Annotated in this window: 8 protein-coding genes; 1 reads left to right on the top strand and 7 read right to left on the bottom strand. The window is 65.0% G+C overall.

The annotated features are described in order from the left end of the window. Positions 1-83: 83 nt before the first annotated feature. The 7 genes from ACFUTU_RS08455 to ACFUTU_RS08425 all read right to left on the bottom strand — a co-directional run bounded on the left by ACFUTU_RS08455 (position 84) and on the right by ACFUTU_RS08425 (position 9,595). Positions 84-2,285, bottom strand: coding sequence for a PQQ-dependent sugar dehydrogenase (locus tag ACFUTU_RS08455; protein WP_377963109.1), 2,202 nt, complete (start codon positions 2,283-2,285; stop codon positions 84-86). 227 nt (positions 2,286-2,512) lie between these two features. After that, positions 2,513-3,913 carry an alkaline phosphatase family protein gene (locus ACFUTU_RS08450; protein WP_377963107.1) on the bottom strand — a complete coding sequence of 467 codons (1,401 nt, stop codon included), beginning with the start codon at positions 3,911-3,913 and terminating at the stop codon, positions 2,513-2,515. Between the two features lie 39 nt (positions 3,914-3,952). Beyond that, positions 3,953-5,077, bottom strand: coding sequence for a metabolite traffic protein EboE (eboE, locus tag ACFUTU_RS08445; RefSeq protein WP_377963105.1), 1,125 nt, complete (start codon positions 5,075-5,077; stop codon positions 3,953-3,955). Next, entirely contained in the window at positions 5,077-5,955 is an 879-nt protein-coding gene (locus ACFUTU_RS08440) for a TatD family hydrolase (protein WP_377963103.1), read from the bottom strand. Before ACFUTU_RS08440 ends, eboE begins: the two co-directional genes overlap by 1 nt. Before the next feature lie 12 nt (positions 5,956-5,967). After that, complete coding sequence (locus tag ACFUTU_RS08435) at positions 5,968-7,464, bottom strand: EboA domain-containing protein (protein WP_377963101.1); 1,497 nt, start codon at positions 7,462-7,464, stop codon at positions 5,968-5,970. Beyond that, on the bottom strand, positions 7,461-8,342 hold the full coding sequence (locus ACFUTU_RS08430; protein WP_377963099.1) for an SCO3242 family prenyltransferase: 882 nt from the start codon (positions 8,340-8,342) through the stop codon (positions 7,461-7,463). Before ACFUTU_RS08430 ends, ACFUTU_RS08435 begins: the two co-directional genes overlap by 4 nt. Positions 8,343-8,344: 2 nt before the next feature. Beyond that, positions 8,345-9,595 carry an inositol-3-phosphate synthase gene (locus ACFUTU_RS08425; protein WP_377963097.1) on the bottom strand — a complete coding sequence of 417 codons (1,251 nt, stop codon included), beginning with the start codon at positions 9,593-9,595 and terminating at the stop codon, positions 8,345-8,347. 293 nt (positions 9,596-9,888) lie between these two features. On the opposite strand from ACFUTU_RS08425, the gene ACFUTU_RS08420 reads away from it, so the two are divergent. Further along, positions 9,889-11,097 (top strand): ROK family protein, encoded by a 1,209-nt coding sequence (locus ACFUTU_RS08420; RefSeq protein ID WP_377963095.1) that lies wholly within the window; start codon positions 9,889-9,891, stop codon positions 11,095-11,097. The last annotated feature ends 265 nt before the right edge of the window (positions 11,098-11,362 follow it).

The following is an 11,362-nucleotide window of genomic DNA, read 5'->3' as shown; positions in this document are numbered from 1 at the left end:
GTCCCAGCCAAGGCTGGGACAGGGCCCGCTTTTCACGCGGCCGGCTGGCCGCTAGGGGGCAACGGGCGGTACTCGAAAGAGCATCAGTTGCCGGCTACAAGAACCACCTCAGCGGTTCCGGTCAGCGGGGCCGAGGAGGCGTCGCCGGCGTCCGTGTAGCTTGCGCTGAAGACGGCCGAGAGGTCGTCCACTGCGGGGTCGTGGCCTTCGGGGACGGTGGTGGTCAGGGTTCCGGTGCAGCCCGAAGTGGTGGTCTGCGGGTGACCGTGCGTGTGGTGGCCCAGGATGTAGCTCACCTTGACCAGCGAGCAGTCAACCGGCTGATCATCGGTGACGCGGACTTCGTAGGTGACCGTGTCGCCGAAGTGGAATTCCTGCCCAGCTACGGGGCTGATGAACTCGATGACCGGTGCCTGGTTGCCTACCTCGATTGCCACTTCGGCGGAGGAGTGGCGTCCGCGGTGCAGGCCGCCCAGGTCCGTAACGCGCAGGCTCGCGGTGTAGGTTCCGATTTCCTCGTAAGTCCAGGTGGGATTGGCTTCCTCGGAGTCAACGACGCCGTCGGAGTTGAAGTCCCATTCGTAGCGGATCTTGTCGCCGTCGGCGTCGGTGGTGCCCTCGCTCGAGAACTTGACGGTCAGCGGTGATGCCCCGGCAGTCGGCGTGCCGGAGGCTACTGCCACCGGGCTGTGGTTGCCGTTGGCACCGATGAAGTCGATCCGGGAAAGCTGCGCGTCCGGGTTCTCGCCGAAGTAGCCGTCTCCGTACTCAAGAACGTAGAGGGCGCCGTTGGAGCCGAACTCCATGTCGATGGGGTTGTCGACGACGAGCGAGTCGACGACGTTCTCGATGGAGGCGAGGTCACCGTTTTCGGTGGTCATGCCCTTGATGTAGTCGCGGGTCCACTCGTAGAAGAAGGACTTGCCATCGTAGTAGGAGGGCCAGGCGACAGGGGCCTTGCCCTTGGTTGCCTTCTCGTCGAATTCGTAGGCCGGGCCGGCCATCGGGCCGATTCCGCCCGTTTCAAGCTCCGGGAACTCGGCAGATGCACCGTAGGAGTACCAAACCTCGGGCTGGGATACCGGGGGCAGCTCACGGAGGCCGGTGTTGTTGGGCGACTCGTTGACGGGGGCGGCACAGTTGAACGCAGCGCCGGAGGTCCCGGTGGCGAAGTCGTAATCTACGTACGGCAGTTCTGCGGTGGCGCAGTAGGGCCAGCCGTAGTTGGAAGGTTCGGTGACTGCCATCCACTTGCCGGTGCCGGCAGGGCCACGGAGGGGGTTGGCAGTACGGGCGTCAGGCGAGTAGTCGGCAACGTAGAGCTCGCCGGTCTTCTGGTTCAGGTCAACCCGGAAAGGGTTGCGCAGGCCCATGACGTAGATTTCGGGCCGGGTCTTGGGCGTGCCGGGCTGGAAGAGGTTGCCTTCGGGGATGGTGTATCCGCCGCCGTCCTTGGGCGTGATGCGCAGGACCTTGCCGCGCAGGTCGTTCGTGTTTGCGGAGGTGCGCTGCGCATCGAGTGCGGGGTTGCTGGTGGGGCGCTCGTCAATCGGCGTGTAGCCGCCGGACTGGAACGGGTTGGTGTCGTCACCCGTGGAGAGGTAGAGGTTCCCCTCGGCGTCAAACACGATGTCACCGCCGACGTGGCAGCAGATGCCGCGGTCCACAGGCACGTCGATGATGTGCTGCTCGGTGGCGAGGTCGATGGTGGAACCGTTGAACTGAAAGCGTGAAAGCTTCAGGGATCCGCTGAACTTTTCGAAGTCCGCTGCCGTGCCGGTGAAGGGCGCGTCGCCCTCGTTGACGCCGGGGGTTGCGGGGTCATCCACCGGAGTGTCCTGCGGCGGCGAGTAGTACAGGTAAACCCAGTTGTTGCCCTTGGTGCCGAACTTTGGGTCGAGTGCGATGCTCTGCAGGCCTTCTTCGTCGTGCTGGTAGACGTCCAGCTTTGCAGCCAGGGTGTTCAGGCCTGTCTTGTCGTTGTTGAGCCATACCTCGCCGCCGCGCGTAGTGTGCAGGACATTGTTGTTTGGCAGCACCGCCAGGTCAACGGGCTCGCCCGGGGTGTCGTTCAGCGTCACCTTCTGGAAGCTGCTGTCCGCGGGAGCTGCAGCGGGAGCACTGTCCCCCGGCTGGGCCTGTGCGGGTGTGACGGCAAATGCGCTGGCCAGCAGCGCTGCTATGGCGAGGCCGGCACCCGCACGGACTGCGGCTTTCCCTCGCAGGCCGGCGGCGCCGGTATGGGGTGCGGAAGCTTTCGCTATCCCATGTCGATTGACTGTCATCGTTCACTTTCTTCTCGTCATTGAGGAGCCGGACCAGCCGGACTCGGATGCCTAAAACGCTAATTGAAGTACGTTGATTTACCTAGTGGTTTCAGAAAACAAAGTCGAGATTTTTTCACGCCAAGCGTTGCAGTCACTGAAGCTGCCGCCCATAAAAGTGCACAGGAAAGCGGCCCAAGAACATCAGAAGGTTTGTTGTTTGAGAAACCTAAGTGGAACCAGGTGTGCTAGCCGTAAATGCCTTGGGTCTGGAGCACCAGCTCCTTCACAGCGGCGGCGGGAAGCTGCCGTCCGCTGTTGAGAAGCGCTTCCACGGAGGAGGGGAGCCGGGCGCCGGAGCCGATGATCAGGGGTGTCCCGTCCGGGGAATCCGGAAGCCGTCCGTGCGTGCCCCGCACATGCGTCGGATCGAGGGGCACCGTGCTCATGGCGTAGCGCAAGCCCAGCTTCTTCTTGACCAGGTTCAGCCCCGCTTTGGCCTTGGCGAACCTGTCTGCGGGGTTGAAGAAGAGTTCTGCGGGGTCATAGCCGGGTTTCCGGTGGATATCCACCCCGCGTGCGTACTCAGGTGCCCGGTCGTCGTCGAGCCAGAAGTAGTACGTGAACCAGGCACCCGGCTCAGCGATGACAACCAGCTCTCCCGACCTTTCGTGATCGAGCCCGTAGCGGCCCTGCGCTTCGCGGTTAAGGACTTCGTCAACTCCGTCAAGCCCGCGAAGGAGTGCCGCTACCCGCTCGACGTCAGAGGGGTCGGAGACATAGACATGCGCCACCTGGTGGTCGGCGACGGCGAAAGCACGTGAAGTCCACGGATCCAGCTGTTCCCTGCCGTCCTGAACGTAGACCTCCAACAGGCCTTCCCGGCGCAGGGCCCGGTTGATGTCCACCGGCCGGTATGCAGCCTCAATCCCGTATTCGGCCACGGCAATGACCGTATAGCCGCGTTCTGCAGCCTCGTCCAGGAGCGGCGCAAGGGCGCCGTCGAGCTCGGCCGCGGCACGGTCAGCCTGCGGCGAGTCCGGCCCGAAGCGCTGCAGGTCATAGTCAAGGTGGGGCAGGTATGCCATCAGCAGATTTGGCGACTGTTTCCGCATGACGTGCCGAGTGGAGTTGACGATCCATTCAGTGGACCGGATGGTCGCGGTCGGACCCCAGTACTGGAAAAGCGGAAAGTCGCCGTACGCGGTCACGAGTTCGTCGTGCAGTTCCGCAGGCCGCACATACGCGTCCGGGGATTTGCGGCCGTCCGCGTGGTAAATGGGGCGGGGTGTGACCGTCAGGTCCGTGGACATTCCCATGGCATACCACCAGCAAATATTTCCGGCGCTATACCCCGGATGCTGCCGGCGGGCCGTCTCCCAGATGTTCTCGCCGGTGACGAGCATGTTGTGCTGGCGCCACAGGTAGACGTCCCCAAGTTCCCGGAAGTACCATCCGTTCCCCACGATCCCGTGCTGGGCCGGTGACAGGCCTGTCAGCATCGTGGACTGGACGGTGCATGTCACCGCAGGCAGTACGGTGGCCAGTTCAGAAGACCATCCCTGCGAGGCCAGCCGCGACAGGCGGGGCATCTGGCGCAGGGCCTTGGCAGTCAGGCCAACGACGTTCAGCAGCAGTACTGGTTTCACAGGTTTTTCCTTGCTTGGGGTCTCAGGGAACGCATGTGGTCAGCGGACCGGTGCGGCGTCCAGCAGGTTCGACTTTGCCCACGCAATCTCGGCCGCGATTCCCTCGGTGATGCCCACCGAGGCGCCGGGCAGCACGCTCCAGGTATACGTTTCAATGTCGAGGTGGACCTCAGGTCCGTACGGCAGCTGCTCAACTTCGGCAACCGTCTGGCGGAGCACGTCCACGGTGGTTTCCAGCGGTTCCGCGGGCACGTGGTGGAGCGGGATATGGAAGTGGACCCGCCATGCGTTTTCTCCCGGCAGATCCCGCAGGGCTTCGTCGAGATCGTCGGCGGGGACAATGCCGGCCGGTTGCGATTCACGCACCTGGTGCAGGTACCGGGGTTCGACGAAGCCCGCCAAAGCATCCCGGGCCGCCGGATCGGAGGGGTCGGTGACATGCAGCGCGGCGGACGCCTGGACCTTGACGACCCGCAGTCCGGCGGCGTCGATCTGGCGGACTGCACCCGCAGGGTCGGCGAACGAAACAGCAAGGTGGCAGGTGTCCACGCACAAGCCTACGAACTCCGGATCGATGCCCCGTTGGATCCGCGGCGCCAGCCACCGCACGACGTCGGCAACCGTGTCCAGAACGCACCCCGGTTCCGGTTCGACGGCGACGCGCACGGTTTTTCCCGTACGTTCCCGGAGGTCCCGGAGGCGTGAGCTCAGCTCGGCAAAGGCCGACGTGGCAGCGTCGTCGTCAACCTGCGGCCAGGGCTCGCGCCAGGCGAGGGGAAGGGTGGAGATCGAGCCGGCTGCGCCGTCCGGGAGCAGGGCCGCCAGCACCTCCGCACAGTCCAGTGTGTACTCCAGGCGCTCGCGGTCGGCCCACGTCGGCTTGTAGACGTCGAGCTTGACTACTTCATTGTGGAAGCCGCCGTACGGGAAGGCATTGATGGTGTGCAGCTGCAATCCTTCAGTATCAAGGACGTTCCGGAGGGCGGCACGGTCCTCCGCGCTTCCCGCCAGCTGGCGGGCCAGACCGGCCGGCAGCCATAGCCCGACACCGAGGTTTTCCAGGCCCGCCCTGCGGCGGATAGGACCTGCGTACTCGCGGAGCTGACGGACCACGCCGTCAAAGTCCTCGGCAGGGTGGACGTTGGTGCAGTATGAAAGGAGCATTATGCGCGTGCCCCCCGCAGTACCGAGTTGCCCTCAAAGCCCGCTGCCGCATCCGGCAGTTCCGCCGCATCGAATCCGGGGATCGGATCAAGGATCAGCTGGCCGCTTTGGCCATAGAACTCAACCGGATTGCGCCAGAGCACCTTGTCCACGTCGTCCGCAGTGAAACCTGCCGCCAACATGGCGTTGGCGGTGCTGAGGGTTTTCAGGGGGTCGGACCGGCCCCAGTCAGCAGCGGAGTTCACAAGTACCTTTTCGGTTCCGTAGGCGCGGAGGATGGCCACCATGCGCTGCTCGTCCATTTTGGTGTCGGGGTAGATGGAGAATCCCATCCAGGCTCCCGCGTCTTTCACCATCCCGACGTTCGTTTCATTGAGGTGGTCAACAACCACCATGCCGGGTGCAATCCCGGACTCGCGGACCACATCCAGGGTCCTGCGGGTTCCGGCCAGCTTCTCCCGGTGCGGGGTGTGCACCATGGCCGGCAGGGAGTATTCACGCGCCAGCTCCAGCTGCCGGCTGAAGGCCTCGTCCTCGGCGGGAGTCATTGAGTCGTAGCCAATCTCGCCGACCGCCACCACGCCCTCCTTGATCAGGTAGCGGGGGATCTCCTCCAGGACGGGAATGCACCGGGGGTCGTTCGCCTCTTTGGGGTTCAACGCGATCGTGGCGTGGTGCCGGATGCCGAACTGGGCGGCGCGGAAGCGTTCCCAGCCCAGCAGCGCATCGAAGTAGTCGATGAAGGAGCCGACGTTGGTGCGGGGCTGGCCCAGCCAGAAGGCCGGTTCCACGAGGGCCCGCACCCCGCTCGCATACAGTGCCTCGTAGTCATTTGTGGTGCGGCTGGTCATGTGGATATGGGGATCAAAGATGCGCATGGCGGGCTTTCCTTAAGAAGAAGTCGAAGAGCGGGAGAAGGACCCGGTGAGCAGGCGGACGTCATCCGGTACCGGCCGCCCCGCGGCCTGGCGTTCGGCGGCAAAATCGCGTGCCATCCTGGCGAGCTCGTCATCCGCCCGCTCCCGCAGGTCCGTGACGGCACTCAGGCTGATCCCGAGGAAGATCAGCTTCAGTACGGCGTGGCGCCAGCTGTGCTGGTCCAGATAGGCGGCTGCGAACGGACCGACGGCGGCGGCAACCATACCGCTTTCGTTGGTCCGGAGAGCCTCTGCTGTCACGCGCAGTCCTGCGGCGACGACGGCGGAAGGCAGCTTCGGTGACCCGGCAGCCAATGTTCCAAGCCCCTTCAGGACGCCGCGGCGTTCCGCGGAATCGCCGCCGTCGTACAGGGCCAGCAATGCTACAGCCAGCTCATCCGCTGCCAGGACTCCGTGAAGCCGGCCGATCAGCTGGCCCCGAGCATGATCGGTGACGCTGCCGAACAGGACGCCCGTCGGGTCGGCGTCCGGGCGGAGAGGGCCGCGGCCCAGCCGGCGGCCGGCCGTGGCGAATATCCTGGTGAGGGTGCCGCGTTCGGCTGCGACCGCCGTCGTGCTCTCCTGCACCCAGCATTCGACGTCCCTGTCCCGGACTGACTTCTTCCACGCGGCGCGAAGCGCGCCGATGCTGCGCACGGCAAGCCCGGGAGCGTCGTGGGAGTGCCGGGGCAGCTCGACGGCGGCCACCCCGCGGTAGTCCAGTTCGGCCAGCGTGCCGAGTGCGAGGGGCAGATCAACGGCGCCTTCGCCGAACGGCAGGTGCTCATGGGTGTGGGTGGGCATGTCGTCCAGCTGCACGTTGGCCAGCAGCGGACCGGCCTCGAGGAGCGCCCCCCGCACCCCGCCCGGCTCAACCACGACACAGTGGCCGATGTCCACGGTCACCCGCAAATTGTCGGGGTTGCCCAGTTCCGCCCGAAGGCGCAGCACGTCGGAGACAGTCTCCACCAGCATGCCCGGTTCGGGCTCGACGGCGACCACGACGTTCCTGGCGCGGGCATAGTCAACGATGTCCGCCACTCGGGAGGTCAGCCGACGCCAGCCCGTCTCCGGGCTGGCGTCCTCCGGCAGGATCCCGGAGAAAAAGGAGACACACTCAGCCTGCAGGGCGGCGGCGATATCGACGGCGCGGCGCAGGAAGGCGACCCGGATGGCGGCATCTTCATCCACCAGCGCAGGCCGGTGCTTATGGCGCGGATCCAGCAGGAAACGGGTGCCTGTTTCAATGACGACGCGGAGTCCCAGCTCCTGCAGCCGGTTCCGCAGCGACTGAAGCTGGACGTCCAGGTCCTCCGCAAACGGATCCAGGTGCGGATGGCCAAGGGTCAGCGCCACAGCCCCGTAGCCCTGCTCGGCGAGGAGTTCCAGGGCGACGGGAAGCGGATGGTCCGTGAAGCCGTTGGTGCCGTACCCGAGGGTGAAGGGAATGGCGTTTTGGGTTTCTGTCATGACTCGCTGATCCTCAATTTCCTGGGACGGGACCGCAGGACCTTGCCGAACAGATCAACCGAAGTGAGCACTGCAGCCGCTGCCATGTTTCCCTGGCGCAGGCTGAGCGCCGTCTGCAGTGGGACCATCGCCCGGATTCCTGCCTTGGTGGCCTCAAGGGCATTCTTCGCCAAGGGATTGCGGGCGGCCCGCACCTGGGCCGGTGCACACCGGGCGGCGTAGAAGGCGGTCGCCAACAGTACAGGGAGGACTTGCCTGCGGGTGCGGGCGGAGCCGGCAATCACGGCGCTGGCAAGGAGGCCGGTGACGGCGGCTACAGCGGAAGCCGCCGTCGTGGTTGTTCCCTCGACTTCACCCTGGGAAAGGACGGTGACGGCCACGGTGTGGCCACCCATGATGCCGGCAGCACCGAGTGCAGGGCGAAGGTGTGCCGAACCGGCGCCCATGAGGACGTCCAGTGCCCGGCAGCAGCCCATGGTTACCGCGCCGGACACCGGGTGGCGCTTGGCCACCAGGTCGTAAGTCCAGATCGCGGCCGCGAGCGGGAGTCCTACCGTCAGCGAGCGCCTGCCTCCACCCGCGGCACTGAGCCCGAGCCCCGCCGCAGTGAGGGCAGCTGCCGTGGTGAGGGCCTTCTTGGGGGTAATGCGCCCCGAGGGGATGGGCCGTTCGGGCCGTTCGCGTGCATCGATCTCACGATCGGCATAGTCATTCAGAGCCATCCCGCCGGCATAAAGGCAGGCGCTCGCCAACGGCAGAAGGACCCTGCGGCCGCCGAGCGCGTGCCCGGCCGCTGATCCGCCGGCGATGGTGTCACCGAGGACCGTCAGGACGGCCGGGGCGCGGACGAGTTCCAGATAGTCGTGGGTCTGGCTCACTGCTAATCAAGGCTCCCGGTGCCGGCACGCAGCTTGGCGCTGGCGGTCTTTGCCCACTGCACCAGGTCGCGGCTCTGCTCCGCGAACGAGTGCTCGTCGCTGCCCCACGGGTCCTTGAAGAAGAATCCAAGCGCGCCGAGATGGCCTTCTTCTCCGGCGGCGTCAGCCAATGCCATCAGCCGTGAGAGGTCAAGCACCATGGGTGCAGCCAGCATGGAGTCGTAGGCGCTCCAGGTGGTCTGCAGCGTGAGGCGCGATCCGAGGAACCCTTCGACGTTGATGTGGTCCCAGGCCACCTTCGTCTCGCCGAGATCCTGCACGTTGTCGATGTGGAGCGGGGTCACCGCACCGCCTGTCAGCTCCTGGAGCCCGCGGTTCTTGGACTGCAGTTTCCCCGAAACCGCCGCCGGGTCAGCAAGGGTGGCGCCGTCGCCGCCGCCCAAAAGGTTTGTTCCTGCCCATGACAGGACCCGCAGCCCGCGTGCCGCGAAGGCCGGCGCCAGGACAGACCGTAGCCAGGTCTGGCCCGTCTTTCCGTCCTGTCCCGCGGTCGGAATCCGGTGCCTCACTGCCAGTTCACGCAGCGCCGGAAGGTTGAGGGCAGGGGAAGGGGTGAAGCACACGTAGGGGGAGCCGGCGAGGACGGCGGCATAGGCGCTCAGCGAGCTGGGCGGCAGCACAGAGCGTGCCGGGTCCTCCAGCGCGGCCAGCAGCAGATCCGCGTCCTGGAACTCCGGGAGCCATTCAACCGGCGCTTCAGTGGAGGCGACGTCAAGAACAATGACGCGGCTCAGTCCGTGGGAGCGCTTGAAGTCAAGGATGTCCTGCGCCAGCCTGCTGGCCGCTATAGCCTGCGACTCCGACTGTTGCGCCGCATCGTAGCCGGGCCGCACGCGCTGATCGGCTTCCACCAGCTGGGACCGGACAGATTCGACGAGGTGAAGCGGCAGCATGCCTGACTCGACCAGCGCCTCGGCACGCTTCGCAATGCAGACATTGCTGATGTCATGGCCGCCCAACACCAAGTCCGCAAAGTCGGGAAGCGCGACATCACCGAACGAGTCCTGTTCGGTGACGCATCCCGTGGCGGTCGCGAGCCCCGCAGAGATGGCGGCCAGTCCTACGGTGGCTGTTGTTGCCACGGAACCGCGGGCGCCGACCAGCCAGATGCCTGTCTTGCCGTACGAATGGGAGGTTGATTCCGCGCCGAGGCCTGGCGTCCCTTCAGGTGATGTCTCCGTTTTTCTGCGCAAATCTTCCTCCTTGAAGTGGTGCTGCGGTCTGCCAAAAGGCCGGGCTAACCAGCCGGCCACACGGTGGCGTCGATCACAGAAGGAAACCTAGCATGACTAATGACGGTCAAACAACGAATGTTTGTTGCGGCTCGATATAAAGCCGCAATTGCAGGCGTTACTTGCAACGAATCTGCTGTGATTTCAGGCGGACTTCGCTCCTGCAGGTCGGTAGTAAAGACCACTTGACGGTTCAAGCCCGGAGCTGGACTGCTGCAAGGGCGTTCCGTCGATGAATGTGCTGTAATTGATCGATGGATGACATAAGTAGCTTCAATGGCCTCGGTTCGTCCGGAGCGAGTGACCTGTTCCAGATTCTTCGAGACGGACGCCCGCGTACCCGAAGCGAACTCGCGGAGCAGATGGGCCTGGCCCGTTCCACGGTGACGCTGCGTATCGAGGCGCTCATGGAACTTGGCTTGGTTGGCTTCGTGGATGACGCCGTTTCCACGGGCGGCCGCCCCTCCTCGCGCATTGCCTTGAAGGCCGGCAGCAAGATTGTCCTCGGCGTTGACATTGGAGCATCCCACCTGCGGCTCGCGGTTACCGATCTCACGGGACACCGGCTGCAGGAGGACGGGCGGACAATCGAAGTGACGCAGGGCCCGGACACCGTTCTGCAGGCCGTTGTTGAACTGGCGTCCGAACTGCTTCAGGCCTCCGGGCGCGCCATGACGGACCTCCTGGCCATCGGCATCGGCCTCCCCGGGCCGGTGGAGCATCGGACCGGGCGGCCGATCAACCCGCCGATCATGCCTGGCTGGAATGGCTTCGACGTCCCTGGCTACCTGCAGGCGCACTTCCAGGTTCCGGTCCTCGTGGACAACGACGTGAACATCATGGCCCTCGGTGAGCGCAACGTTGCCTGGCCCAACGTGGATGACCTGATTTTCGTCAAAGTCGCCACCGGCATTGGCTCGGGCATCGTCTCCAGCGGGATGCTCCAGCGCGGTGCGGACGGCGTGGCCGGGGATATCGGACATGTCAGGGTGCACAGCGGATCGGGGGCGCCGTGCCATTGCGGTAATACCGACTGCCTGGAAGCGGTTGCATCCGGCCCGGCTGTCGCATCGAAACTGCGCGCCCTGGGGCTGGAAGCAACCAGCAGCGAAGACGTGGTGAGGCTGGTTGGAGCCGGCAGTACGGAGGCGGTCCATGCCGTCCGCCAGGCCGGCAGGGACGTGGGTGAGGTTCTTTCGGCCTGCATCAGCCTGATCAACCCGGCAGTGATCGTCATCGGCGGATCCATGGCTTTGACGGGCGAGCACTTCATCGCGGGCATCCGGGAAGTGGTCTACTCGCGCACCATGCCGCTGGCGACCCAGCACCTCCAGATTGTGCAATCCACGTCCGGGCTCGATGCGGGCGTGCTCGGCGCCAGCATGCTGGCCATCCACCATGCCATGTCCCCGCAGCGCATCGACGAGATGGTTTCGGGCCTCGCCGGCTCCCAGGCAAGCTAGCCGGGACACTTGTTCCGGAGTCTTGGCGACTTTTGCTTGACACACAACAAAAGGCGGGAATAGGCTCACATCAGAAGTCCGGTCGACGTCGATAATGCTTCGAGTAAGCGAGACGCCGTTGCCCGGCCAGGGGGAAAGCGAATACTTTCTGCCTGGGTTTCAGGCGTCAACAAGCGCGTGAAATCAGGGAACTCATGTCAGTGCGAGCGCACAGCACCTTTGCACGCATGAGTTCCTGCCTCTATCGCGTCTGTTACTGATCACT

The sequence above is a fragment of the Arthrobacter sp. NPDC057388 genome, from assembly GCF_042668165.1.
In the GTDB taxonomy this organism is placed as follows: domain Bacteria; phylum Actinomycetota; class Actinomycetes; order Actinomycetales; family Micrococcaceae; genus Arthrobacter.
This window is presented reverse-complemented; position numbering and strand designations above follow the sequence as displayed.